The following is a 23,308-nucleotide window of genomic DNA, read 5'->3' on the forward strand; positions in this document are numbered from 1 at the left end:
ATCACTCGGCGGCGACCGCCCGCACACTTGTGCCGTTTGTGCTGGTCAGCGTGAGGGTTTCCTGGTCGACCCGGTAGCCGACCTTCCCGTCGAAGAGGCTCAGCAAGGCCCGTTCGGTCTCCATGAGTGAGGCGTCGCACATCATTCGGGTGGTGGCCGGGGTGCCCAGGGTGATATGTCCGTCGCGCACGGTGGCCTTGGCGTTGACGTGGTTGCAGCCGAGCCGGCCGCCGACCTTGCCGGTCTTCTTGTCGAAGGTGAGGTGGGCGTTCGAGTCGGTCTTGTGCGTCTTGCCCTTGGCGGTGACGCTGTCGATGTTCCACCGCACGTCGGTGACGGGCTGTTCGGCGCCGACCGCACCGCTGTCGGCCTGTTCGCCGCCGCTGCCCGCCTTCTCGTTGCCGCAGGCCGCCGCGAGAGGGATGAGGGCCACGGCGGCCGTCGTGATCAGGGGCTTGATCAGTCGCTGCTTCTGCCGGTACATGTCGGTTCGACGGGACATACGGGGTGATCGGTTCCACTCCGGCCCCCTCCGGTTCCGGGTTCAGCCCAGCAACGGCAGCAATCCGCCAAGATCGGCCCGCTCCCCGCTCGCGCTGACCTTCGCCTCCTCGACCGCCCCCGTCCAGGTCGACCGCCCGCACGCGAGCCGGATCCAGGTCAGCGGGTCGGTCTCGACGACGCTTGGCGGGGTGCCGCGGGTGTGCCGGGGTCCTTCGACGCACTGCACGACGGCGTACGGCGGGATCCGCACCTCGGTGGAGCCGCCGGGGGCCTTGACGGCGAGGGCGTCGGCGAGGAGCCGGGTGGCGGCGGCGAGCGCCTGGCGGTCGTACGGGATGTCCAGGCCGGGCACGGCCGCGTTGAGGTCGTCGGTGTGGACGACGAGTTCGACGGTGCGGGTGACGAGGTAGTCGGCGAGCGTGATGGCGCCCGTCCGGGCGGCGAGGAGACGGCCGCCGGGAGCGGTGTCGAGTGCCTCGGTGAGACGTTCCTCGGCGCGGGCGTAGAGGGCGTTCAGGTCGGGGTGGGCGGCGGCGAGGTCCAGGGTGTCGTCGGAGATGCCGGCGGCCCGGGCGGCGGTGGCGAAGGGCCAGTCCAGGAGGGCGAGCTCCGCCTTGGGAGGTTCGGCCCTCTCGAGGTTGCGGCTGACGGTCTCCACCGCCATCGTCACGTGCGCGGCCAGATCCCGGACGGTCCAGCCCGCCAGCCTTGTGGGAAGGGCGAGTTGCTCGGGAGTGAGGGTGCGTACGGCCTGTCGTACCGTCCCGAACTGGGTGAGCACCGCCGTGCGGATCCTGCCGGGGTCGTAGGTACGCGCACGCTTCTTGGCCGGGGGCATGAGGTTCAGCCTAGGCGGGCCGGGACGTGCTCGCGGGGGCGTCGAAGATCTCGAGGGTGTGCGGGACGCCGATGCCTGCCGGCGTAATCACGTCAGCCCTGCGCGCGGGTGACCCTCGAGCCCTCGTGGGACCCGTCTCGGCATGACGAAGGCCCCGCCCGGACTCCTGGCCCGGGCGGGGCCCTCTGTGCCGTGACGTGCCGTGAGGCCCCTCGGCGGCGTGGAGCCGACTACGCGAGCAGCGCCGGGATGGTCTCCTCGTGTGCCGTGCGCAGGTCCTCCAGGGAGAGCGCGAACTCGCCCTGGACCTCGACGGAGTCGCCGTCGACGACACCGATGCGGGTGACGGGCAGACCCCGCGCACCGCACATGTCGTTGAAGCGGACCTCTTCGGAACGCGGCACGGCGACGACCGCACGGCCCGCGGACTCCGAGAACAGGAAGGTGAACGCGTCGAGCCCGTCCGGCACGATCAGCCGTGCGCCCTTGCCGCCGAGCAGCGCCGACTCGACCACGGCCTGGACCAGACCGCCGTCGGACAGGTCGTGCGCGGAGTCGATCATGCCGTCGCGGGAGGCGGAGATCAGGATCTCGGCCAGCAGGCGCTCGCGCTCCAGGTCGACCTTCGGAGGCAGGCCGCCCAGGTGGTCGTGGACGACCTGGGACCAGGCCGAGCCGCCGAACTCGTCACGCGTGTCGCCGAGGAGGTAGAGCAGCTGGCCCTCCTCCTGGAAGGCGACCGGCGTGCGCCGGGCCACGTCGTCGATGACGCCGAGGACCGCCACGACCGGGGTCGGGTGGATGGCCGCCTCGCCGGTCTGGTTGTAGAGCGAGACGTTGCCGCCGGTCACCGGGGTGCCGAGCTGCTGGCAGGCGTCGGCGAGACCGCGGATGGCCTCCGCGAACTGCCACATCACCGCCGGGTCCTCGGGCGAACCGAAGTTCAGGCAGTCGGAGACGGCGAGCGGCTTGGCACCGGTCGTCGCCACGTTGCGGTAGGCCTCGGAGAGGGCCAGCTGGGCGCCCGCGTACGGGTCCAGCTTGGCGTACCGGCCGTTGCCGTCCGTCGCGATGGCGACGCCGAGGCCGGTCTGCTCGTCGATGCGGATCATCCCGGAGTCCTCGGGCTGGGCCAGCACCGTGTTGCCCTGCACGAAGTGGTCGTACTGCGAGGTGATCCACTTCTTGGAGGCCTGGTTGGGGGACGACACCAGCTTCAGGACCTGGTCCTTCAGCTCCGCCGAACTCGCGGGCCGCGCGAGCTTGCCGGCGTCGTCCGCCTGAAGGGCGTCCTGCCAGTCCGGACGCGCGTACGGGCGCTCGTAGACCGGACCGTCATGGGCGACCGTGCGCGGGTCGACGTCGACGATCTTGCCGCCGTGCCAGTAGATCTCCAGGCGGTCGCCGTCGGTCACCTCGCCGATGACGGTGGCGATGACGTCCCACTTGTCGCAGATCTCCAGGAACCGGTCGACCTTCTCCGGCTCGACGACCGCGCACATGCGTTCCTGCGACTCGCTCATGAGGATTTCCTCGGGCGAGAGCGTCGAGTCACGCAGCGGTACGTCGTCCAGGGTCACGCGCATGCCGCCGGAGCCGTTGGAGGCCAGCTCGGACGTGGCACAGGACAGACCGGCCGCGCCGAGGTCCTGGATGCCGACGACCAGCTTCTCCTGGAAGGCCTCCAGGGTGCACTCGATGAGGAGCTTCTCCTGGAAGGGGTCGCCGACCTGGACCGCGGGACGCTTCGACGGCTTGGCGTCGTCGAAGGTCTCGGAGGCGAGGATTGACGCGCCGCCGATGCCGTCGCCGCCCGTGCGGGCCCCGTACAGGATGACCTTGTTGCCCGCGCCGGACGCCTTCGCGAGGTGGATGTCCTCGTGCCGCATCACGCCGATGGCACCGGCGTTGACCAGCGGGTTGCCCTGGTAGCAGGCGTCGAAGACGACCTCGCCGCCGATGTTCGGCAGGCCCAGGCAGTTGCCGTAGCCGCCGATGCCCGCGACGACACCCGGCAGCACCCGCTTGGTGTCGGGGTGGTCGGCCGCGCCGAAACGAAGAGGGTCGACGACGGCGACCGGCCTGGCGCCCATCGCGATGATGTCGCGCACGATGCCGCCGACACCGGTCGCGGCACCCTGGTACGGCTCCACGTACGACGGGTGGTTGTGCGACTCGACCTTGAAGGTGACCGCGTAGCCCTGGCCGACGTCGACGACACCGGCGTTCTCACCGATGCCGACGAGCAGCGCGTCGGACTGGGGGGCCTTCTCGCCGAACTGGCGCAGGTGCACCTTCGACGACTTGTACGAGCAGTGCTCGGACCACATGACCGAGTACATGGCGAGCTCGGCGCCGGTCGGGCGGCGGCCGAGGATCTCCACGACCCGCTCGTACTCGTCCTTCTTCAGTCCGAGTTCGGCCCAGGGCAGCTCGACGTCGGGGGTCGCGGTCGCGTGCTCGACCGTGTCCAGAGGCGTCCGGCTCATGCGTTGACCAGCTTCTTGAGGATCGAGGTGAAGAACGGGAGGCCGTCGGTGCGGCCGGACCCGATGAGCGGCTCGACGGCGTGCTCCGGGTGCGGCATGAGGCCTACGACGTTGCCGGCCTCGTTGGTGATGCCGGCGATGTCGCGCAGCGATCCGTTCGGGTTGCCGTGTCCCTCGTCAGCGGCTCCGCCGCCGACCACGTAGCGGAACGCGACCCGGCCCTCGGCCTCCAGCTTGTCGAGGGTGTACTCGTCGGCGACGTACCGGCCGTCCATGTTCTTCAGCGGGATGGTGATCTCCTGGCCGGCCGTGTAGTCGGTCGTCCAGGCGGTGTCCGCGTTCTCCACCCGCAGCTTCTGGTCGCGGCAGATGAAGTGGAGGTGGTCGTTGCCGAGCATCCCGCCCGGGAGGAGGTGGGCCTCGGTGAGGATCTGGAAGCCGTTGCAGATGCCGAGGAGCGGCAGTCCGGCCTTCGCCTGCTCGAGGAGGGGCTCCATCACCGGCGAGAAACGGGCGATGGCACCGGCCCGCAGATAGTCGCCGTAGGAGAAACCGCCGCACAGCACCACGGCGTCGACCTGGTGGAGGTCCTTGTCCTTGTGCCACAGGGCGACCGGCTCGGCGCCCGCGAGGCGGATCGCACGCTGCGTGTCCCGGTCGTCGAGGCTGCCCGGGAAAGTGACGACGCCAATACGAGCGGTCACTTCGCGGCCCCCGCGACTTCCTCCACCTTGACGGTGAAGTCCTCGATCACGGTGTTGGCGAGGAAGGATTCCGCGAGATCGTGGATGCGGGCGAGCACGGCCTCGTCGACCGGCCCGTCAACTTCCAGTTCGAATCGCTTTCCCTGACGTACGTCGGAGATCCCTTCGAAACCCAGCCGCGGCAGTGCGCGCTGCACCGCCTGGCCCTGGGGGTCGAGGATCTCCGGCTTGAGCATGACGTCGACTACGACGCGTGCCACTGGCACTCCCGGTGTTGTGGTGCTGAGCAGGTTCCTGCAGGTGCCTTCAGACTACCCGTACAAAATTTCTACGCGAGTAGAGTTGTAGGAATCTACGTGACGGCTGTCACGATCCGGCATCGGGGCGGGAGCTTCACGAAAAGTTCAGGAAAAGATCCCGGATCGATGCACCTGGCCTATTGCGCTGGGGACACGCGGACAGATTTAGTCGGGCTTCACATTGCAATGCCGGGCACTGTACAAATGAATTGTCATTAACCGATACTTTGCCCAATAACAGGCGGACAGTCGGCATCTCCCAGACGTCTTGGCACGTCATCGTAGAGATGCCGCACGAAGGGACCGATATTCGTGGCGCAGAAGGTCGTGGTCACTCTCTTTGACGACATCGACGGCTCGGAAGCGGCGGAAACGATCGCCTTCGGACTCGACGGCAAGTCGTACGAGATCGACCTGAATCCAGCCAATGCCAAGAAACTGCGTAAGGCGCTCGCGCCGTACGTGGACGCCGGCCGCAAGCGGTCGAGGTCCGGCAAGGCGTACCGGCAGACGGAGGTCGCGCCCGACCCGGCGGCCGTCCGGGCCTGGGCACAGGCGAACAAGATGGACGTCCCGGCGCGCGGGCGCATCCCCAAGAAGGTCTACGAGGCGTTCGCCGCCGCACGGTGACAGCCGGCCGCGGCGCGGTGCCCCCAGAGTCCGTCAGCGGGCCCTGGGGGCAACCGACTTGCGTTGCACCCCACCTGGTCAGCTAGAGTCTGGAGCACGCCGAGGGGCAAGGCCGAAAAGCCCAGCCCACGGAGTACATGCGGGTGTAGTTCAGTAGTAGAACATCCCCCTTCCAGGGGGAAGGCGCAGTGTGCAATTCCTGTCACCCGCTCTGCACCGCCGATCCGACCACTCCTGTGGATCAGGTAGGCTGGTGCTCGCGCCGATCGGTGAGAGCCGGTCGGAGGCAATGCGGACGTAGCTCAGTTGGTAGAGCGCAACCTTGCCAAGGTTGAGGTCGCCAGTTCGAACCTGGTCGTCCGCTCAGTTCTGAAGGCCCCGGTCCAGTGGACCGGGGCCTTTTGTGTATGTCCTTCCGGTGTCCGGGGCCGCCTCGACCGAGCGTCTGACATTTGTCATGTGCGGTGATGACAGCCCGCACTCCCGTCGGTCCCGGATCGCCGGAAGGCTGAGGGCATGGACACCAACGGACACGAACACGTGATTGAGGTCACCGACCTGAGGCGTGTGTACGGGGGCGGGTTCGAAGCCGTGCGCGGGATCACCTTCTCCGTGCGCCGCGGCGAGGTCTTCGCACTGCTCGGCACCAACGGCGCCGGAAAGACGTCCACCGTCGAACTGCTGGAGGGACTCGCACGGCCGGCCGGGGGCCGGGTACGGATCCTCGGGCACGATCCCTACACCGAGCGGGACGTCGTACGGCCGCGGACCGGGGTGATGTTGCAGGAGGGTGGCTTTCCCTCCGAACTGACCGTCGCGGAGACCGCGCGGATGTGGGCGGGCTGTGTGAGCGGGGCGCGTCCGGCGCGGGAAGCGCTGGAACTGGTCGGTCTGGAGCGGCGGGCCGGTGTCCGGGTGAAGCAGTTGTCCGGAGGCGAGCGGCGGCGCCTGGACCTGGCGCTCGCGCTGCTCGGCCGGCCCGAGGTGCTGTTCCTGGACGAGCCGACGACCGGGCTGGACGCCGAAGGGCGCCTGGAAACCTGGGAGTTGGTGCGCGAGCTGCGCGACGCCGGTACGACCGTGCTGCTGACCACGCACTACCTGGAGGAGGCCGAGGGTCTCGCCGACCGGCTGGCGATCCTTCACTCGGGTCGCATCGCTGCCGCCGGGACGCCGGCCGAGGTGACCGCCGCGCAGCCGTCCCGGATCTCCTTCGACCTGCCCGACGGGTACCTCCTGGGGGACCTGCCGCCGCTCGGCGAGCTGGGGGTGTGCGGGCACGAGATGGTGGGGAGCACCGTACGGCTGCGGACCCTGGAGCTTCAGCGGGCGGCCACCGGGCTGCTGGTGTGGGCCGCCGGGGCGGGTGTGGAGCTGCGGCGGCTCGATGTGCGGTCGGCCTCGCTGGAGGAGGCGTTCCTGGGGATCGCGCGGGAGGCGGCCGCTTCGGCCGAGGCTGGTTCGGATGATTCTGCGAACGTTTCCGAGAGTGTCGAGGAGTACGCGGTATGAGCAGTGCGACCGTCACCACTGCGACGGGGCGTGTGGCGGCCCTCGCACGGGCCGAGCTGACTCTGTTCGGACGCAGCAAGGGCATGATCTACGCGGCCCTGTTCGTGCCGGTGATGCTGCCGTTCACCGTCCGGTTGGTGGTCAAGGACATGGACCTCGCGGACACAGGCCTCAGCATCGGGCTGATCCTGCTGCCGGGAGCCGTCGGCTTCTCGTTGCTGTTCGCGGTGTACTCGGCGCTCATCGGCGTCTTCGTCGGGCGGCGCGAGGAACTCGTCCTCAAGCGGCTGCGCACCGGTGAGCTGCGGGACCGGGAGATCCTCGCCGGGGCCGCGCTGCCGTCCGTCAGCACCGGGTTGGTCCAGTCCCTGATCCTGGTGGCGGGCTGTGCCGCGCTGCTCGATCTAGGGGCTCCCGAGGCACCTCATCTCGTCGTCGTCGGCGTGCTGTTGGGCCTGGTGATGTGCGCGTCGTTGGCCGCCGTGACGGCGAGCTTCACCCGCACGGTGGAGAACGCGCAGGTCACCTCACTGCCGTTGATGATGATCTCGATGGCCGGTTCCGGGATCACCGTTCCGCTGGAGCTGATGCCCGACCGGGTGGCGACGGTGCTCGAACTGCTGCCGCTGACACCGGTGATCACACTCGTGCGCGGCGGGTGGAGCGGTGAGCTGTCGCTCTACGAGGCGCTGGGACCGGTGCTGATCGCCCTGGCCTGGACCGCGTTCGGCGTGTTTGCTGTACGACGGTGGTTCCGGTGGGAGCCGAGGCGCTGAGCCGGCGGTACGAGAACGCGTACGCGGAGAGGGACGGGGACAGGCGGATGCGGGGGCCGAGCGGCTGGTGGCGGCGCAAGAACACACCGGCGAAGGTGGAGACGTACACGCGGTGGTCGTTTCACTTCTTCGCGGTGATGGAGGGCGCCACGGCCGGGCTCACGGTCCTGAGCCAGGTGAACGGGTGGCTGGCGGCGACGCTGCTGGTGTTGGCAGGTGTGCATACCGTACTCGGCGGGATGACCGCCTCCCGGGCGCTGGACTGGACGCGAGGGCGTCGCGCGCAGCCCGTGCGGCTGCTGTGGCTGTTGTCCGCTGTCACCGCGGTGTTCGCGGTGACAGCGATCGGGATAGCGGGACGCGGGCCGGAGGGTGAGCACGTCGACAGCGCGGCCGGCGCGCTCCACAGCGTGATCCTGGCCTTCGGCGCCGGCTTCATCTCGCTCGGTGTCCGCAACCGGCGGCGCGTCTTCGCGATCGTCGGGGGCTTCTCGGCGGGCTCCGCCTTCATCGCGTTCCCCATGGGCCTGCCCGGTCCCGCCGCGTTCTTCATGGCGCTCATGGTGCTGTTGGGCGCTGGGGGACTGGCCTTCACCGCTGTCTTCTCCGTCTGGCTCCTCAACGCCGTCTACGAACTCGACGCGGCCCGCGAGACCCGGGCCCGGCTCGCCGTCGCCGAGGAGCGGCTGCGGTTCGGGCGGGATCTGCACGACGTGGTGGGACGCAACCTCGCCGTGATCGCGCTGAAGGGCGAGCTGGCCGTCCAGTTGGCGCGGCGCGGACGGGCCGAGGCGGTGGAGCAGATGATCGAGGTGCAGCGCATCGCGCGGGAGTCGCAGCGCGAGGTGCGGGATGTCGTACGGGGGTACCGCGAGGCCGACCTCGGGGTCGAACTCGCCGGTGCGCAGTGGGTGTTGACGGCAGCGGGGATCCGGTGCGAGGTGACCGGCGGGGAGGCATCCGCATTCCCGGCCGAGGTGCAGTCGGCGCTCGGGTGGGTGGTGCGGGAGGCCACGACCAACGTGCTGCGGCATGGGGATGCGGAGCGGTGCGTGGTGGTGGTGCGGGTGGTGGAGGAGTTGTCGGAGGGGTGCGTGGAGGAGTTGGTGGTGGAGGGGGGACCGGCTGAGGAGCGGGTGGGCGAGGAGCGGTCCGCTGACGGGCGAAGGGGCCGGCGGGCGGTGCTGACCGTGGAGAACGACAGGGCGCGGGCCTCCGAAGGAAGCGGTGGATCGGGGCTGGCGGGGTTGCGGGAGCGGCTGGCGGCGGTCGACGGGGCGTTGGAGGCCGGGTTCACCGAGACCGGGGGATTCCGGGTGGTGGCGGAGGTGCCGTTGACGAGGACGGTGGACATGGGCGACGCGGTGGCTGTGAGTGACTCGGCAGGTGTGAGTGACGCTGTGGCTGCGAGTGACAGGGCAGCCATGGGTGAGGTCACGAGATGACTGCTCCCGTACGGCTCCTGCTCGCCGACGACGAGCATCTGATCCGGGGCGCGCTCGCCGCGCTGCTGTCCCTGGAGGACGATCTGCTGGTCGTGGCCGAGGCGGCCTCCGGGCCGGAAGCGCTGGCGATGGCGTTGGCACACAAGGTCGACGTCGCCGTACTCGATCTGCAGATGCCGGGGGCGGACGGTGTGAAGGTCGCCACATCCCTGCGGAACGAGCTGCCCGACTGCCGGGTCCTGATCGTGACCAGTCACGGGCGGCCCGGGCATCTGAAGCGGGCCCTGGAGGCGGGGGTGCGCGGGTTCGTCCCGAAGACCGTCAGCGCGCAGCGCCTCGCGGAGATCATCCGCACGGTGCACGCGGGAAACCGCTACGTCGACCCCGAGTTGGCCGCCGACGCGATCTCCGCCGGGGACTCGCCGCTGACCGCCCGGGAGGCGGAGGTGCTGGAGCTCGCCGCCGACGGGGCGCCGGTCGCGGAGATCGCCGAGCGGGCCGCTCTGTCGCAGGGGACCGTGCGGAACTATCTGTCGTCGGCCGTCTCGAAGCTCGGAGCGGAGAACCGTCACACGGCTGTGCGGCTCGCACGCGAGCGAGGTTGGGTATAGTTGCTCTCGCGCCACGGCGCACTGCGGACGTAGCTCAGTTGGTAGAGCGCAACCTTGCCAAGGTTGAGGTCGCCAGTTCGAACCTGGTCGTCCGCTCGCTTTTCGAAGGCCCCGGTCACCGACCGGGGCCTTCGTCGTGTGCCGCGTGACGCCCGGGTGCAGAAAGGCCCCGGGTCTCGCCGGGGCCTTTCGTGTGCGGGCACGGTCAGCTCCAGGTCGTGCCCGTCAGACGCTCGTACGCCTCCACGTACTTGGCCCGTGTCGCCTCCACGATCTCCTCGGGCAGCGGCGGCGGGGGCAGCTCGCTCTTCCGGTCCCAGCCGGACTCCGGCGAGGTCAGCCAGTCACGGACGTACTGCTTGTCGTACGACGGCTGCGCGCGGCCCGGCTGCCACTGGTCGGCCGGCCAGAAGCGGGAGGAGTCCGGGGTGAGGATCTCGTCCGCGAGGACCAGGGTCTCTCCCTCAAAGCCGAACTCGAACTTGGTGTCCGCGAGGATGATCCCGCGGTCCTGGGCGATGTCCCGGCCCCGCGCGTAGACGGCGAGGGTGGCCTGGCGCAGCTGGGCGGCGGTCTCGGCGCCGACCTGGCGGGCGACCTCCTCGTAGGAGACGTTCTCGTCGTGCTCGCCGACCGCGGCCTTGGTGGCCGGGGTGAAGATCGGGGCGGGGAGTTCGCTGCCGTCGGACAGGCCCTCGGGGAGGGCGAGGCCGCAGACCGTGCGGGACTCGTTGTACTCGACCAGGCCCGAGCCGGTGAGGTAGCCGCGGGCCACGCACTCCACCGGGACCATCTGGAGCGACTTGCAGATCAAGGTGCGGCCGGCCCAGTCGGCAGGGGCGCCCGCGGGCAGGTCGGTGCTCAGGACATGGTTGGGGATCAGGTCGGCGATCTGATCGAACCACCACAGGGAGAGCTGGGTGAGGACGCGGCCCTTGTCGGGGATCTCGGTCGGCAGCACCCAGTCGAAGGCGGACAGGCGGTCGCTGGCGACCATCACGAGGTCGCCCGCCTCGTTCTGGTACAGCTCGCGCACCTTGCCGGTGTGCAGGTGTACCAGGCCCGGAACCTGGATCGGCTCGGGCTTTTCTACGAATCCGGACACGGTTCCTCCCCGTGGTTGAAGAAAAAGGTGCGCCCGTAGGACCCGAACCGGGTGGTGGAGGGCGCGGGCGGGCCCGACCGGGTCGATTCTCCCGTATGAGGGATCGGTTCCGGACAGGGGGACCGCTGGGCGGGCGGTCAGTCGTGTTTGCAGATGCGGTCGATGAGGTTCGCGGTGGCGCGCTGGACCCGGGTGTCGACGTGGCCCGGCCGGTCCAGTGAGGGAGCCCAGGCGAACGTCCCGGACGCGAAGACCAGCGCGCCGGAGGGGGCCCGGTAGAGGGAGGTCTCCTGGTGGCGGACCACGCCCTCACGATCCCTGTACGGGGAGTGGGCGAGCAGGATGCGCTCGTCGTGCTCGGGCAGCGGGGCGCGCGGGAAGTAGCGGTCGGCCTCGCCGGCGACCAGGCCCTCGATCTCGTCGCCCTCGTGCGCGCCGGTCGCCTCCCACAGCCAGTGGTCGGCGTTGCGGACGACCAGGGGGCTGGGTTCGGGTACGTGGCCGACGTACTGGATACCGACCAGGTGCTGCTCCGGGCGGTCGATCTCGCGCCACAGCACGGGTTTGCCCGGCCCTCGGCGTTTGCGGCAGGTGAGCAGGCGGTCCGGGACGCCGGACGGTGAGGGGCTCAACTCCACCTGCCAGTAGAGGGAGTTGGCGGAGAGGAAGACGAGGGAGGTGCCGTGGTCGCGGGCCCGCTCGACGGTGCGGCGCATGTTCGCCGACCAGTACTCGTCGTGGCCGGGGAAGACCAGGCCGCGGTAGCGGGTGGGGTCGATGTGCCCGGCGTGCAGGTCGCGGGCGTCGGCGTAGGCGAGGTCGTAGCCGTAGCGCTCGGCCCAGCGGATGAAGTCGTAGGCGTGGCCGACGTGCAGGGGGAGGCCGGCGCCCGCGTACGGGCGGTCGAAGGAGACCGTCGTCGCCGCGTCGGACTCCCCGAGCAGCCGTCCCTCCTCGTCCCAGGCGTGGTAGAGGCTGGCACCGGTGCGGCCGTCCTCCGGGTAGAGGTTGTACGCCTGCCAGGTCACGTCGGGCAGCAGGAGCAGCAGGTCCGCCGGGTGGTCGTGACGGACGGTGAAGGGGATGTGCGAGCGGTAGCCGTCGACGGTGGTGAGGACGGCGACATACGCTCCGACGCTCCAGTACGACGGGATCTGCAGGCGCCAGGACAGCCACCAGTGGTGGCAGGAGACCGTGCGGTCGGCCGTGAGAGGCGGCGGCTGGACGATGCCGGGCAGCCGGGGGCTGGTGGTGATCTTGGTGGCGCCGTCACCGCCGTAGTGGCCGATGCGGTAGATGTCGACGGCGAATTCCTGAGGCGGATCGACGGTGATGTGGAAGTCGACGGCCTCGCCGGGGGCGACCGCGCCGGTGGAGGTGAAGCCCTTGATCTGGCGGTGGACGTCGTCGGCGGAGCGGGGGCCTCCGGCACTTCGGGGGGCGGGGACGCGGCGGAGGCCGGTGCCGGCAGCGCGGGTCGCGGCTGGGGGCGGCTGCTGGGCCGGGTCGACGTACCAAGGGACGACCTGGCCGGAGTCGTCGAAATACGTCACGTTGCCGCGGAGCCAGGGGACGGGGCCCTGCCCGAAGGGATCCGTCACGGCGTGCGCGAGTGCTCCCGACTCCCAGCGGCGGATCTGCTCCGGTCGCGCTCCCGATCCCATCGTCGCTTCCCTCCCTCGTGCCCCCGTTGGTGTGTGCCGTGTCGTGCCTCGTCGTGGCGTGTTGCGTGAGGCGTGCGCGTCATGTGCGTGTCGTATGTCGCATGCCTTTGCCATGTGCGCGATCGGTCCCAGCACATCACATTACGCACGCACGCTGTCACTATTCGTTGCGAATTGACCGAAAGTGGAACAGGGGAATCCGATTACGAGGAGTCGCGGCGGGTGTGCGGTGGGGCACGTGTGCGGTGGGGCGGCGGTCAGGCGAGGCGGCGGTCAGGTCAGGCGTACTGGCTTCTCCGGGCGTATGCCTGACTCGACCAGCCAGGCGCGCAGCGGTGCCGGATCGCCTTCCTCGACGAGGCTGAGGACGCGGGAGGTCAGGTCGGTCGTCCGTTCGCCGTTGACCAGAAGCGACGGACCGTCCAGCCAGTCGAGGCCCGGTGACGCGCCGGCGTTGTCGATCGCGGCGCAGCAGACCATCGCGGTGACGTGGTCGGCGAGCAGCTCACGTCCGGTGCGGGGTGGCTGGAGGGGGAAGAGGGGCAGCATGTCGTCCCAGAGGGCGGTGTCGGGGCTGCCCTGCCCGGCGGCGGCCCAGTCGCCGTCCGCACGCGGAGCGGCAGACGCTTCCTCCCGGGCGACCTCGGCGCTGAGCCGAGCGGCGAGATCGGCACCGCGTTCGCTGCCGCGGGGGAGGTCGCGGGAGAGGGACTGGGAGGGGGCGTGCGGATCGTTCTGTCGGTGTGTGTCGGCGGGGTCGTCGTGCGGGGGCCGGACGGGCTCGACGGCGGGCTCGTGGTCGCTCCGGGGATCGTCGGGGACGGGGGTGCCATCGGGAAGGGGCTCGCCAGAGACGGCCGTGTCATCGGGAAGGCGTCTGCCTGAGACGGCGATGCCTTCGTCAGGTCTGGTGTCGTCGTCAGGTCTGGTGTGGTTCTCGGGGCTGGCGTCGTCCTCAGGGCTGGTGTCGCCCCCAGAGCTGGACTCTTCCCCAGGGCTGGTGTGGTTCTCGGGGCGGGTGTCCCCCTCGCCTTCGGTGTGGCCGTCCAGGGAGGTGGACCCGAGGGAGGCGATCGGGGTGCCGTCGGTGGGAGGGGTCGGCTCGGCCAGGTGGTTGATTATCCGGGCCAGGGTGGGGGCGGCGGGGGCGAGGGAGGCCGGGTCGGGGGAGCGGCGGACGCCGAGGGTGTCCAGGACGCGGTCCAGACGGGCAGCGTCCGTACGCCACTTGCGGTCGACGACCTCCTCCGGATACTCCTGCCAGTCCACCGGGGACCAGTCCGGGCCCGACTCGGGGGGACCTCCGTGGAAGAGGCGAGCGGCGAGGAGCGAGGCCGCCTCATCCACCGTGCCGGGCTCTTCCAGCAGGTCACAGGCAGGGCGCTCGCCCAGCCTGGAGGCGAATCCCTCGGCCAGGCGGTCTCGGCGGGACAGCTCGGTCAGTGCCGCGACGACACCCGCGTCCAGTCGGGAGGGCCAGCGGCCCATCCGCCAGGCGGGCAACGCGACCTTGGTCAGGAGCCGGTCCCAGCCCGCGTACGCGAGACCCACCTGTTCCTGGGCGACGATCCTCAGTCCGTAATCCACAGCCTGTGCACGCTCGGCCGCCGCGGCGGCGACACCACGCTCCATCTCGCCGGCATGACCGCGACAGCTGCGCAGCAGGAGCCGGACGACCCAGCCGACGCCCGCGAGCACCGTACGGGTGACCGGGTCCCGACGGGGTGCCGAGGTCACGGCCACCGCCGCGTCCAGGCCCCGCACGAAGCGGCGGGCCGCCGCTATGTCCGGGTGCGCCGAGGGGCCCGTACCGGCGACGACCGGGGCGAGGACCGCGCGCAGTTCCCCGACGCGCATCCACCACAGGAACGGGGAGCCGATGACCAGCACCGGAGCGGCCGCGGACCGGCGGGGAGATCCATGGGCACCCGCTATCTCGTCCTGGTCCTCCAGCGGAGGCGGGCCGTGGGCCGGGTGGGTCCGGTCCTCCAGCCAGCTGTCGCAGTCCGGGGTGAGCGCTATCGCGGAGGGAGCGGGCACGTCGAGCCGGTCGGCGAGGTCACGCACCATCCGGTACAGGTCGGGCGCCGTCCCCTCGGCGATCGGGACCGTCGGGCTGACGGCGGGGCGAGCGCGGGAGACGACCAGCGCGACGCCGGCGGCGGCGAACAGGACGAGGACGGCAGCCACCGTCATCGCCCAGCGGGCCCCGTCCCAGGCCGGGCCCACGAGATGGTCCGTGACACCGCCGGCCAGCAGCACCACGGCGACGGCCGCGGGCAGCAGCGCGACGGCCAGCGCCCGGCTGCGGATGCGCAGCACGGCGAGTGCCCGATGTCGCGCGGCCTGCGCGCCTAGCTCCACACCCATACCTGTCACGACCGGACCTCACCCCCTCCCAGCTGTCCTGTTTGCGTGGCTCTGCCAGCGTTGCTACTCCCCCACTGTGGCACCAGGCACTGACATCGCAATGCCGGTGGGCCAAGTGCCGGAACGCTTGCGCCGCACCCTAGTTGGGGCCCCGGCCCCCGTCAGCCGGATGGGGCATCGGTCGCTCGATGGAATGGCTTTGGGGAAAGGTAGGTGACAGAAAGCAAGGATCAGGCCCCGAATCCTGAGACGGATGCGGGGCCTGTCGGGTTTATCGGCGGCGGATTTTCGCGCCTGGTTTTTCAGGCGTCGGGGCCCGCACCGGCGGCAGCGTCGGAGGCCGCCTTCGCCGCGATGTCCGTACGGTGCTGGGAACCGTCGAGACGGACCCGCCCGACGGCCCGGTACGCGCGCTCACGGGCCTCGGAGAGGTCCTTGCCGGTCGCCGTCACGGACAGGACGCGACCGCCCGCGCTCAGGACGGCGTCACCGTCCTGGCGGGTTCCCGCGTGCAGGACGTACGCGTGCGGGGCGTCCTCGGCGGCCACCTCGGCCAGGCCGGTGATCGGGTCGCCGGTGCGCGGGGTGCCGGGGTAGTTGTGCGAGGCCACGACCACGGTGACCGCCGCGTCCTCGCTCCAGCGCAGGGGCTCCAGGTCGGCGAGGTTGCTGGTCGCGGCGGCCAGCAGGACACCGGCCAGCGGGGTCTTCAGACGCGCCAGCACGACCTGGGTCTCGGGGTCTCCGAAGCGGGCGTTGAACTCGATCACCCGGACACCACGGGAGGTGATGGCGAGACCGGCGTAGAGCAGGCCGGAGAAAGGGATGCCGCGGCGCCGCATCTCGTCGACGGTGGGCTGGAGGACGGTCTCCATGACCTCGTCGACCAGCTTCGGGTCCGCCCACGGCAGCGGGGAGTACGCGCCCATGCCGCCGGTGTTCGGGCCTTCGTCGCCGTCGAGCGCGCGCTTGAAGTCCTGGGCGGGCTGCAGCGGGAGGACCGTCGCGCCGTCGGTGATGGCGAAGAGGGAGACCTCGGGGCCGTCGAGGAACTCCTCGATGACCACGCGCTCGCACGAGTTCGCGTGCGCCTTGGCCGCCTCGACGTCACTGGTGACGACGACGCCCTTGCCTGCGGCGAGTCCGTCGTCCTTGACGACGTACGGAGCGCCGAAGGCGTCGAGAGCCGCGTCGACCTCTTCTGGACTCGTACAGACGTACGAGCGGGCGGTGGGTACCTCCGCCGCGGCCATGATCTCCTTGGCGAACGCCTTGGAGCCCTCGAGCTGCGCGGCCTCCTTGGAGGGGCCGAAGACCGGAATCCCGGCCGAGCTCACGGCGTCGGCGACCCCGGCGACGAGCGGCGCCTCCGGGCCTACGACCACCAGGTCGGCGCCGAGCTGCGTGGCCAGCGCGGAGACGGCGGCGCCGTCCAGAGCGTCGACCCGGTGCAGCTCGGCGACCTCGGCGATACCGGCGTTGCCGGGGGCGCAGTGCAGCGCGGTGACGTCGGGATCGAGGGACAAGGAGTGGCACAGGGCGTGTTCGCGGGCACCGCTACCGATGACGAGGACCTTCACGGGGGTCAGCCTAACGGGGTTTTTGTGCGGGGTTCCGAAGGGGTGGGGGTCGGAGGATGGTGGGTTCCTCCAAGGTGGGTGTGCCCGGTCACCCGCTGCTCGCTCTCGCTACTCGTTCGAGAACTCCTCCACCACCGTCGCTCCCAGTTCCCTGACGATGAGGTCGTAGCCGGAGAGGGCCGACTCGTCGAGGTCGGGATCGTCGTCCTCGGGGATGTCGTCCTCGATGGAGACCGGGTGTGGTGCTTCGCGGGCGGACTGCTGAGAGGCGGAAGCGCGGGCGGCCGTAGAGCCAGAGGCTCCCGAGGACGCGGACGACGATGAGGATGCGGACGAGGAGGGGGACGGGGAAGACGCGGGGGCGGCGGACGGCGGGGACTGCGAGGACGCCGGGCGCTGCGGGGTCGTACCGCCACCGCCTCCGCCGTAGCCACCGCCGCCCGAGCCGTAACCGGTGGACCCGCTGCTTCCGCCGCCGCTGAAGCCGGAGGGTCCGCCGGGCGCCGGGGGTGCCGAGCCGCCTGAGGGATCGACGATCGCCTCGATCTTCCACTGCACGCTGAACTGCTCGACCAGTGCTTGCCGCAGTACGTCCTCGCTGCCGCTGCCCGCGAAGTTGTCGCGGGCGCCGGCGTTGACGAAACCGAGCTGGAGGGTCGTGCCGTCGAAGCCGGTGACCTGCGCGTTCTGACTGAGCAGGATCCAGGTGAAGCGGCGGCGGTTCTTGACCGCCTCCAGGATGTTCGGCCAGAGCGTGCGGGGGTCGAGGCCGTCGGTCGGGGGCGCGTAACCGGCGGCGGCCGAGGCGGACGGTGCCGCGGCCGGAGTCGGGGAGGCCTGCGCAGGCGGGGGCGCGGATGTGGATGTGGACGCGGGTTGGTTCGGTGCGGCTGAGGGGCGGCCGCCGCCCGCGGGGGCCGCGGTGGGCCAGCCGCCGGGGCGTCGAGCGCCGCCCGCCGGGGCCGCGGTGGGCCAGGCACCCGGTGCGGGGGCCGCCGGGGCTGCGGCGCCGGGTGGCGTCGCGGGCGTGGGCGCCGCGTGGGACGGCTGGGGCTGCGGAGGGTCCACGGGGTGGGGGGACTGCCCGGGTGACTGAGGCTGTCCGGGCTGACCGCCGTCGGGAGGGCCGGATCCCGGGCCGGATGTCTGGCCGGCGGAGGGGCCCGGCACGGGAGAGGTCTCGGCCGGCGACGCGACGGGGGGCGCGACGGGGGGCGCGACGGGGGGCGCGGCGGGGACGTTCGGATCATTGGCCGAACCCGTACCAGGACCCGTGCCAGGTCCCGAACCCGCAGCGCGAACGGCGGCCCGAGCCGCGGCGGCCCCGCCCCCCGGTGGGACCTGCGAACCCGAAGAAGGCGAAGAACCCGACGGAGCCGACGCGCTCATCGGCACCGCAGCCCCCGCCGCTCCCCCGTGCGCCTCGGGCCCCGGCGTGTACCCCATGGCGGGGGCGGCGCCGCCCGCGGAGAAGTTCACGCCCCGTTCGATGCGGTCGAGGCGGGCCATGACCGAGCGCTCGTCGCCGTACGCGGCCGGCAGCAGCACGCGCGCGCAGATGAGCTCCAGCTGGAGGCGGGGCGAGTTGGCGCCGCGCATCTCGGTCAGCCCCTGGTTGACGAGGTCGGCGGCGCGGCTCAGCTCGGCGGCGCCGAAAGTACCGGCCTGGGCCTGCATCCGCTCGATGACGTCGGCGGGGGCGTCGATGAGCCCCTTCTCGGCGGCGTCCGGCACGGCGGCGAGGATCACCAGGTCCCGCAGCCGCTCCAGCAGGTCGGCGACGAACCTCCGGGGGTCGTTGCCGCCCTCGATGATGTGGTCGACGACCTCGAAGGCGGCGGCGCCGTCACCGGTGGCGAAGGCCTCGACGACGGAGTCGAGGAGCGAGCCGTCGGTGTACCCGAGCAGGGAGGTCGCCATGGCGTACGTCACGCCGTCCGCCCCCGCACCGGCCAGCAGCTGGTCCATGACGGACATCGAGTCACGCACGGAACCCCCGCCCGCGCGCACCACAAGCGGCAGCACGCCGTCCGCGACGGGGATGTCCTCGCGCCCGCAGACCTCTCCGAGGTACTCGCGCAGGGTCCCCGGGGGCACCAGCCGGAACGGGTAGTGGTGGGTCCGCGACCGGATGGTCCCGATGACCTTCTCGGGCTCGGTGGTGGCGAAGATGAACTTGAGGTGCTCCGGGGGCTCCTCGACGACCTTGAGCAGCGCGTTGAAACCGGCCGACGTGACCATGTGGGCCTCGTCGATGATGTAGATCTTGTAGCGGCTGCCGGCGGGCCCGAAGAAGGCCTTCTCCCGGAGCTCACGCGCGTCGTCCACACCACCGTGCGAAGCGGCGTCGATCTCGATGACGTCGATGGACCCCGGTCCGTTGCGCGCCAGGTCACGGCACGACTGGCACTCCCCGCAGGGCGTGGGTGTCGGCCCCTGCTCGCAGTTCAGGCAGCGCGCCAGGATCCGCGCGCTGGTCGTCTTTCCGCACCCGCGCGGACCGCTGAACAGGTACGCGTGATTGACCCGGTTGTTTCGCAGCGCCTGCTGCAGCGGGTCGGTTACATGCTCCTGCCCGATGACCTCGGCGAACGACTCCGGGCGATAGCGGCGGTACAGCGCAAGAGACGACACACATACGAGGTTATAGGCGCCCACTGACAACACGGACCGCCCAGATACCGCAAGCCCCGGGACACCACCGCAAGCCCGATCTTCCCGGATCTTCGTCGGGCCCACGGCCGCGCGACGTCCCCACCGCTTCCAAGAAACGGAAGACCCCCCACGCACCCGCCAGAGCCAACCTACCCTTGCTGCCTTCCGGCCCTGGGGGAGTTCAGTCAGATAGCGCCGCGTGAGGGGCTGGACCACAGCTTACCTGATCGCGGGGCAGCCGAACGAGTTCGCTAGCACCTCCCAACGTCATGTAATGTTCCCGGCGGAGGATTCGCCTAGAGGCCTAGGGCGCACGCTTGGAAAGCGTGTTGGGGGCAACCCCTCACGAGTTCGAATCTCGTATCCTCCGCCAGTGCCTCACCGGGCACGATGTCGAAGGGCCCCACCGTTCGCGGTGGGGCCCTTCGTCGTTGTCCGTCTCAGTTTCCGTCTCAGTTCGTCTTCGGAAGCTCCCAGAGCGCATCGCCGACTTGCTGCGCCACCTTGCGCAGCATGGTCCCCGTCACGTGCATGTACCGAGCGCGCATCCGGGCCGCTGTGACGCCTCACCAGGAGGTGCGTCGTCCCGCATGCTGGAGGGTGGCGGCGGTCAGTCAGGCGTTCCCGCGCCGATGACCACGGCGTCGGTCGTCGGGCTCACTGCTCGGCGGCCTCTCGGGCGATCTTCTCGAACTGGGCGCCCATGGCCTCGGACAGCGCGTGGGCGGCCGACAGCGGGCGCACCATCACCGTGAAGTCGTCGATCTTGCCGTCCTCGTCGAAGTGCAGGAAGTCGCAGCCCTGGAGCTTCTTTCCGGCGACGCTCGCGGTGAAGACGAACGCGTGGTCGCGGCCGTCGGGGTTCGCGATCTCCCGGACGTAGGTGAAGTTCTCGAAGACCTGTGTCACAGCGCGCAGGATCGCGGTGGTGATCGCCTTGCCCGGGTACGGCTTGAAGGCGACCGGGCTGGTGAAGACGACGTCGTTGGCCAGAAGGGCGGCCACGGCGTCCAGGTCACCGTTCTCGACGGCCTTGCGAAAGGGGTGCATGATCGACCTCGATACTCAACAAGTTGTATATGTGTAGAGGAGGGTAGAGGCGACTCCGGTGCTTGTCGAGGGTGCGGCGCTCCGGCAGTGCTCACCATTGAATGCTCGCTGGGCCGTACCTTGCTCCCATGGCATTGCGGAACGCGGTGATGGCCGCGCTGCTGGAGGGCGAGGCGTCCGGTTACGACCTCGCGAAAGGCTTCGACGCGACGGTCGCGAACTTCTGGGCGGCGACGCCTCAGCAGCTCTATCGGGAGCTGGATCGTATGGAGGCCGAGGGGCTGGTCACGGCCCGCCTCGTCGAGCAGCGGCGTCGTCCCAACAAACGGCTGTTTTCCCTGACGGAGGCTGGGCGGGAGGCTGTGCGCGCATACACGGCCGAGCCACCGGGTCGGCCCGCGGTCATCAGGGACGAACTGCTGGTCAAGGTGCAGTGCGCGGACGCCGGCGATGTCGAGGCGGTGCGCGCCGCCGTCGTCGAACGCATGGAATGGGCCACGGCCAAGCTGGCCCGCTACGAGAGAATCCGGCAACGACTGCTGGGCGGCCGCTCGGAGGAGGCGTACTTCGCCGAGGCCGAGCGTATCGGCCCGTACCTCACTCTGCTGCGCGGGATGTCGTTCGAGCGGGAGAACCTCCAGTGGGGCGACATGGCGTTGCGCAGGCTCGACCAGCGCGCCAAGATTAACACTCAAAAAAGTGAGTAGAGTGATGGCTCTTCCGGTGATCGCGAGAAGGAGCCAGCCGCTCATGTCAGGCACTGAGACCCGCTACCTGCGCTTCGTGGCCCTGGGCGACAGTCACACCGAAGGGGTGGGCGACGGCGACGATCTGACGGGCCTGCGCGGGTGGGCCGACCGGCTCGCCGAGCACCTGGCTCGGCACAGCCCGCAGCTCCGGTACGCCAATCTCGCAGTACGGGGCCGTCTGGCCGGGCAGGTCCACGCGGAGCAGTTGCCTACGGCGCTTGCGCTGCGGCCGGACTTCGCGACGGTCGTGGCCGGAGTCAACGACATGCTGCGCCCCCGCTTCGATCCGGATGAGGTGGCCGCGCATCTGGAGGCGATGTTCGCCGCGCTCACCGGCCAGGGGGCGCGCGTGGCGACGCTCACCATTCCCGACATCGCGCGCATCACTCCACTGGCCCGTCCGCTCCGGCCGCGTCTTGAGGCGCTGAACCACCGCGTTCGCGCGGCGGCGCACCGGCATGGTGTCGTCGTCGCCGACGTCACCCTGTATCCGGTGGCAACGGATCCACGCCTGTGGAGTCAGGACCGCCTCCACTCGAGCCCACTCGGCCACCAGCGGATCGCGGCGGCGCTCGCTCACTCGCTCAACCTGCCAGACGCTGACGCCTCCTGGACGCACCCGTTGCCCGTCCTGCCTGTTGGTCGGGCACGATTCTTGCGTGCCGCGTCAGCCGAGGTGCGCTGGGTCGCCGGATTCCTAGGTCCGTGGATCGGCAGGCGCGCGCTTGGGCGTTCCTCCGGAGACGGTCGCGTGGCCAAACGCCCGGACCTCATGTCCGTCGGCAGCCCCGGCCAACACTTCGGCCGTGCCTTCCAGCGTGGACAAGAGCCCTCCGTCGACCTGGCAGACGCCTCGGAGTAGCGAGATCCGCTTGTCCGATCATGAGTAGCGGTCGGTGCTTGCCCCGAGTCGGGAACGACGAACGATGCCCACTACGTCCTTCACGAGCACGCGGACGCCCGCGACAACCTGCTGTGCATCCAGGTGGCCAAGAACAAGGACGACCCGAACCGGCTAAACCGGTACAAGAGCGGTGCATGCACCGGTTCAACCGGACTGAGCCGCGCAGCGGCGTCCCCAGGCAGCCATGGGAGGGGCAGCCGATGCGACGCCCGTACGCCAGGACCGGATGGCCGGGCAGAACCGCGTTTACTTCCAAGGTTTGCTTGCCAGATGGCAGCCGCGGGACCGGAGTTGGGCCTGCTCAAGGTACTGCGCGAGACCGATCCCGACTACGTTCTACTCGGCGGTACGCTCGCGGAGAGGCGACGGACGGGCCCGCTACTCCGCCAAGCACCGTCGGCATCGAGTGAACGAGCATCTGGTGACCGATCTGCGTGGCCAGCTGCTGTGGATCTCACCCGCACTGCCCAGCCGCGTGCACGACTTGACCGGGGCCCGCACCCACCAGATCGTCCGGATCTGTGAACGCCAGGGCATCCCGGTGCTCTCCGACCTCGCCTACATGGGAGCCGACCCGTGGGGGACGACGCCCCTCAGACGCCCGCCCGGCATCGGCCTCACGCCCATCCAGCAGACCGTCGCGCTGACCGCCGCACCGACACCCGTCGAGCGCGGCGTCGCACGACTGAAGTCCTGGCGGATCTTCCGCAGGGCGCGCTGCAGCCCGAATCTAGTGTCGTCAATCGCAGCGGCCGTCCTCACCCTTGAGCGGCTCCGCTGAAAGGGCTCACTCTCTGCACCGCTCAGCACGAGGGCGTGAAGCTGGCGGACTGGCCGAGGTGGAACGCCGAACCCGGAGCCGTCGGGGTCCAACCACCACTCAGGGCAAGTCGCACAGCCGCGGCCACACGAGACGGCAGTACAGGCTCAGCCTCACGACCGATCCAGTTGCTCGGATGCGGCTGGTCGGTGGTGACCACGAGCGTCGCCCCCGGAGTGTCCGCATGCTCGACCGCGAACGAGCACGGTGACCAGGCCAGGCCCTGGAAGTAGGTCGGCCTGCCTCGCAGCCGCCAGCGGTAAGCCGTGCCGTCGACAACGATCTGTCGTGACCCCTTGCGGACCAGCGCCATGACGCCCCCTTCAACAGCGGTGATGCTAGCGAGCCCGGCCCTGCCGTCCGTCTCAGTTTCCGTCTCATTCAGCCCCGTTCAGGACCGTGCAGCCGAGACCCCGAGCCGTCACCACGCCGACGGCCAGCCGTCGATGAACGCAGGCGAACGTCCCCGTGCACGGTTCATGAGCCCACCAACACAGTTGGAAAGCGTGTTGGGGGCAACCCCTCACGAGTTCGAATCTCGTACCCTCCGCAGCCGCCTGAACAGGCGAAACGAGGAGCCGAGCCGCAATTGCGGCTCGGCTC

Annotated in this window: 19 protein-coding genes, 4 tRNA genes, 1 other RNA gene and 1 pseudogene; 12 read left to right on the forward strand and 13 right to left on the reverse strand. The window is 70.3% G+C overall.

Annotation, left to right across the window (positions count from 1 at the left end; translation table 11 throughout):
• Nucleotide 1 precedes the first annotated feature (1 nt).
• The 5 genes from OHA64_RS23000 to purS all read right to left on the reverse strand — a co-directional run bounded on the left by OHA64_RS23000 (nucleotide 2) and on the right by purS (nucleotide 4,795).
• A complete protein-coding gene (locus tag OHA64_RS23000) occupies nucleotides 2–484 on the reverse strand; it encodes an META domain-containing protein (protein WP_405624057.1) in 483 nt (160 codons plus the stop codon).
• A 60-nt stretch (nucleotides 485–544) separates the two neighbouring features.
• Complete coding sequence (locus tag OHA64_RS23005) at nucleotides 545–1,342, reverse strand: sterol carrier family protein (protein WP_405615993.1); 798 nt, start codon at nucleotides 1,340–1,342, stop codon at nucleotides 545–547.
• 230 nt (nucleotides 1,343–1,572) lie between these two features.
• On the reverse strand, nucleotides 1,573–3,831 hold the full coding sequence (gene purL, locus OHA64_RS23010; protein ID WP_405615995.1) for a phosphoribosylformylglycinamidine synthase subunit PurL: 2,259 nt from the start codon (nucleotides 3,829–3,831) through the stop codon (nucleotides 1,573–1,575).
• Nucleotides 3,828–4,535, reverse strand: a complete 708-nt coding sequence (purQ, locus tag OHA64_RS23015; RefSeq protein ID WP_405615996.1) for a phosphoribosylformylglycinamidine synthase subunit PurQ — start codon at nucleotides 4,533–4,535, stop codon at nucleotides 3,828–3,830. Before purQ ends, purL begins: the two co-directional genes overlap by 4 nt.
• Nucleotides 4,532–4,795 (reverse strand): phosphoribosylformylglycinamidine synthase subunit PurS, encoded by a 264-nt coding sequence (gene purS, locus OHA64_RS23020; RefSeq protein WP_405615998.1) that lies wholly within the window; start codon nucleotides 4,793–4,795, stop codon nucleotides 4,532–4,534. Before purS ends, purQ begins: the two co-directional genes overlap by 4 nt.
• Before the next feature lie 351 nt (nucleotides 4,796–5,146).
• On the opposite strand from purS, the gene OHA64_RS23025 reads away from it, so the two are divergent.
• The 8 genes from OHA64_RS23025 (at nucleotide 5,147) to OHA64_RS23060 (ending at nucleotide 9,904) form a co-directional block, all read left to right on the forward strand.
• Entirely contained in the window at nucleotides 5,147–5,464 is a 318-nt protein-coding gene (locus OHA64_RS23025; RefSeq protein ID WP_405616000.1) for an Lsr2 family protein, read from the forward strand.
• Between the two features lie 139 nt (nucleotides 5,465–5,603).
• Nucleotides 5,604–5,675: transfer RNA gene (locus OHA64_RS23030), tRNA-Gly, on the forward strand.
• 80 nt (nucleotides 5,676–5,755) lie between these two features.
• Nucleotides 5,756–5,828 (forward strand) — tRNA-Gly (locus OHA64_RS23035).
• Nucleotides 5,829–5,980: 152 nt separating this feature from the next.
• Nucleotides 5,981–6,976 carry an ABC transporter ATP-binding protein gene (locus OHA64_RS23040; RefSeq protein ID WP_405616002.1) on the forward strand — a complete coding sequence of 332 codons (996 nt, stop codon included), beginning with the start codon at nucleotides 5,981–5,983 and terminating at the stop codon, nucleotides 6,974–6,976.
• Nucleotides 6,973–7,752 carry an ABC transporter permease gene (locus tag OHA64_RS23045; RefSeq protein ID WP_405616005.1) on the forward strand — a complete coding sequence of 260 codons (780 nt, stop codon included), beginning with the start codon at nucleotides 6,973–6,975 and terminating at the stop codon, nucleotides 7,750–7,752. Before OHA64_RS23040 ends, OHA64_RS23045 begins: the two co-directional genes overlap by 4 nt.
• 47 nt (nucleotides 7,753–7,799) lie before the next feature.
• A complete protein-coding gene (locus tag OHA64_RS23050) occupies nucleotides 7,800–9,197 on the forward strand; it encodes a sensor histidine kinase (protein WP_405624059.1) in 1,398 nt (465 codons plus the stop codon).
• Nucleotides 9,194–9,808: a response regulator gene (locus OHA64_RS23055; RefSeq protein WP_405616007.1), complete on the forward strand. Its 615-nt coding sequence runs from the start codon at nucleotides 9,194–9,196 to the stop codon at nucleotides 9,806–9,808. Before OHA64_RS23050 ends, OHA64_RS23055 begins: the two co-directional genes overlap by 4 nt.
• A gap of 23 nt (nucleotides 9,809–9,831) precedes the next feature.
• Nucleotides 9,832–9,904: transfer RNA gene (locus OHA64_RS23060), tRNA-Gly, on the forward strand.
• A gap of 109 nt (nucleotides 9,905–10,013) precedes the next feature.
• Here the strand turns inward: OHA64_RS23060 and OHA64_RS23065 are convergent.
• From OHA64_RS23065 to ffs, 6 genes are all read right to left on the reverse strand, one after another.
• Nucleotides 10,014–10,913, reverse strand: coding sequence for a phosphoribosylaminoimidazolesuccinocarboxamide synthase (locus OHA64_RS23065; protein ID WP_405616009.1), 900 nt, complete (start codon nucleotides 10,911–10,913; stop codon nucleotides 10,014–10,016).
• A 137-nt stretch (nucleotides 10,914–11,050) separates the two neighbouring features.
• Complete coding sequence (locus OHA64_RS23070; protein WP_405616011.1) at nucleotides 11,051–12,577, reverse strand: N,N-dimethylformamidase beta subunit family domain-containing protein; 1,527 nt, start codon at nucleotides 12,575–12,577, stop codon at nucleotides 11,051–11,053.
• Between the two features lie 273 nt (nucleotides 12,578–12,850).
• Nucleotides 12,851–14,956 (reverse strand): hypothetical protein, encoded by a 2,106-nt coding sequence (locus tag OHA64_RS23075; protein ID WP_405616013.1) that lies wholly within the window; start codon nucleotides 14,954–14,956, stop codon nucleotides 12,851–12,853.
• Between the two features lie 293 nt (nucleotides 14,957–15,249).
• Nucleotides 15,250–16,527, reverse strand: a complete 1,278-nt coding sequence (purD, locus tag OHA64_RS23080) for a phosphoribosylamine--glycine ligase (RefSeq protein ID WP_405616016.1) — start codon at nucleotides 16,525–16,527, stop codon at nucleotides 15,250–15,252.
• A 108-nt stretch (nucleotides 16,528–16,635) separates the two neighbouring features.
• A complete protein-coding gene (locus OHA64_RS23085) occupies nucleotides 16,636–19,161 on the reverse strand; it encodes a DNA polymerase III subunit gamma and tau (protein WP_405616018.1) in 2,526 nt (841 codons plus the stop codon).
• A 136-nt stretch (nucleotides 19,162–19,297) separates the two neighbouring features.
• Nucleotides 19,298–19,394, reverse strand: an RNA gene (ffs, locus tag OHA64_RS23090) — signal recognition particle sRNA small type.
• Between the two features lie 73 nt (nucleotides 19,395–19,467).
• Here ffs and OHA64_RS23095 point away from each other — a divergent pair.
• A tRNA-Ser gene (locus OHA64_RS23095) sits at nucleotides 19,468–19,555 on the forward strand.
• 284 nt (nucleotides 19,556–19,839) lie between these two features.
• Here the strand turns inward: OHA64_RS23095 and OHA64_RS23100 are convergent.
• Complete coding sequence (locus tag OHA64_RS23100; RefSeq protein WP_405616020.1) at nucleotides 19,840–20,232, reverse strand: nuclear transport factor 2 family protein; 393 nt, start codon at nucleotides 20,230–20,232, stop codon at nucleotides 19,840–19,842.
• Nucleotides 20,233–20,360: 128 nt separating this feature from the next.
• Here OHA64_RS23100 and OHA64_RS23105 point away from each other — a divergent pair, with 128 nt between their 5' ends.
• From OHA64_RS23105 to OHA64_RS23115, 3 genes and pseudogenes are all read left to right on the forward strand, one after another.
• Nucleotides 20,361–20,939, forward strand: coding sequence for a PadR family transcriptional regulator (locus OHA64_RS23105; protein WP_405616022.1), 579 nt, complete (start codon nucleotides 20,361–20,363; stop codon nucleotides 20,937–20,939).
• A 43-nt stretch (nucleotides 20,940–20,982) separates the two neighbouring features.
• Complete coding sequence (locus tag OHA64_RS23110; RefSeq protein WP_405616024.1) at nucleotides 20,983–21,843, forward strand: SGNH/GDSL hydrolase family protein; 861 nt, start codon at nucleotides 20,983–20,985, stop codon at nucleotides 21,841–21,843.
• Between the two features lie 336 nt (nucleotides 21,844–22,179).
• A pseudogene (locus tag OHA64_RS23115) lies at nucleotides 22,180–22,666 on the forward strand (transposase family protein); the annotation flags it as partial.
• A gap of 22 nt (nucleotides 22,667–22,688) precedes the next feature.
• On the opposite strand, the gene OHA64_RS23120 reads toward OHA64_RS23115, so the two are convergent.
• On the reverse strand, nucleotides 22,689–23,018 hold the full coding sequence (locus tag OHA64_RS23120; RefSeq protein ID WP_405616026.1) for a hypothetical protein: 330 nt from the start codon (nucleotides 23,016–23,018) through the stop codon (nucleotides 22,689–22,691).
• Nucleotides 23,019–23,308 lie beyond the last annotated feature (290 nt).

Source organism: Streptomyces sp. NBC_00076 (genome assembly GCF_045041235.1).
In the GTDB taxonomy this organism is placed as follows: domain Bacteria; phylum Actinomycetota; class Actinomycetes; order Streptomycetales; family Streptomycetaceae; genus Streptomyces.

What these genes read in the sequence shown, in the direction of transcription:
- OHA64_RS23040 (WP_405616002.1), top strand. Translation starts at nt 5,981, where the DNA reads ATGGACACCAACGGACACGAACACGTGATTGAGGTCACCGACCTGAGG.
- OHA64_RS23110 (WP_405616024.1), top strand. Translation starts at nt 20,983, where the DNA reads ATGTCAGGCACTGAGACCCGCTACCTGCGCTTCGTGGCCCTGGGCGAC.
- purL (WP_405615995.1), bottom strand. Translation starts at nt 3,831, where the DNA reads ATGAGCCGGACGCCTCTGGACACGGTCGAGCACGCGACCGCGACCCCC.
- OHA64_RS23000 (WP_405624057.1), bottom strand. Translation starts at nt 484, where the DNA reads ATGTACCGGCAGAAGCAGCGACTGATCAAGCCCCTGATCACGACGGCC.
- OHA64_RS23105 (WP_405616022.1), top strand. Translation starts at nt 20,361, where the DNA reads ATGGCATTGCGGAACGCGGTGATGGCCGCGCTGCTGGAGGGCGAGGCG.
- OHA64_RS23120 (WP_405616026.1), bottom strand. Translation starts at nt 23,018, where the DNA reads ATGGCGCTGGTCCGCAAGGGGTCACGACAGATCGTTGTCGACGGCACG.
- OHA64_RS23045 (WP_405616005.1), top strand. Translation starts at nt 6,973, where the DNA reads ATGAGCAGTGCGACCGTCACCACTGCGACGGGGCGTGTGGCGGCCCTC.
- OHA64_RS23055 (WP_405616007.1), top strand. Translation starts at nt 9,194, where the DNA reads ATGACTGCTCCCGTACGGCTCCTGCTCGCCGACGACGAGCATCTGATC.
- OHA64_RS23005 (WP_405615993.1), bottom strand. Translation starts at nt 1,342, where the DNA reads ATGCCCCCGGCCAAGAAGCGTGCGCGTACCTACGACCCCGGCAGGATC.
- OHA64_RS23050 (WP_405624059.1), top strand. Translation starts at nt 7,800, where the DNA reads ATGCGGGGGCCGAGCGGCTGGTGGCGGCGCAAGAACACACCGGCGAAG.
- OHA64_RS23070 (WP_405616011.1), bottom strand. Translation starts at nt 12,577, where the DNA reads ATGGGATCGGGAGCGCGACCGGAGCAGATCCGCCGCTGGGAGTCGGGA.
- OHA64_RS23100 (WP_405616020.1), bottom strand. Translation starts at nt 20,232, where the DNA reads ATGCACCCCTTTCGCAAGGCCGTCGAGAACGGTGACCTGGACGCCGTG.